This window comes from Bradyrhizobium sp. NBAIM08 (assembly GCF_020193935.1).
In the GTDB taxonomy this organism is placed as follows: Bacteria; Pseudomonadota; Alphaproteobacteria; order Rhizobiales; family Xanthobacteraceae; genus Bradyrhizobium; species Bradyrhizobium yuanmingense.
Genome location: NZ_JADYVR010001247.1, coordinates 1 through 387 on the forward strand (window position 1 = coordinate 1; position 387 = coordinate 387).

The window sequence follows — 387 nt, forward strand, 5'->3', positions numbered from 1 at the left end:
GCTACGACGTCGCTGCCCGGCTCGGGCCGGCCGGCGACATCGGGCGCGTGTGGACGCTCAGCCGGCCGCTGACCTACCGGGCGCTCGACCAGCTGGTCCAACGCGGGCTCGCCGAGGTGGCCGGTGAGGAGCGCGGCACCGCGGGCGGCAACCGCACGATCCTGCGCACGACCCGCACCGGTCGGTCGATGCTCCGGCGGTGGCTCACCCAACCGGTGCAGCACCTGCGCGACGTGCGCGGCGAGCTGATGGTGAAGCTGCTGTTGTGCGACGTCAACGGCGTCGACACCGCCCCTCTCCTGCGGGCCCAGCGCGTCGCGTTCGAACCGGTCGCCGAACGCCTCGCCGCCGGTCTGGACGCCGCCGCCACCGGCGACCCCGTGGCCG

Annotated in this window: 1 protein-coding gene; it reads left to right on the plus strand. The window is 75.5% G+C overall.

Annotated features, from left to right (window positions below):
- Positions 1–387: PadR family transcriptional regulator (locus I6F37_RS44360; protein WP_225155038.1), on the plus strand; the 387-nt coding region annotated here is incomplete at both ends.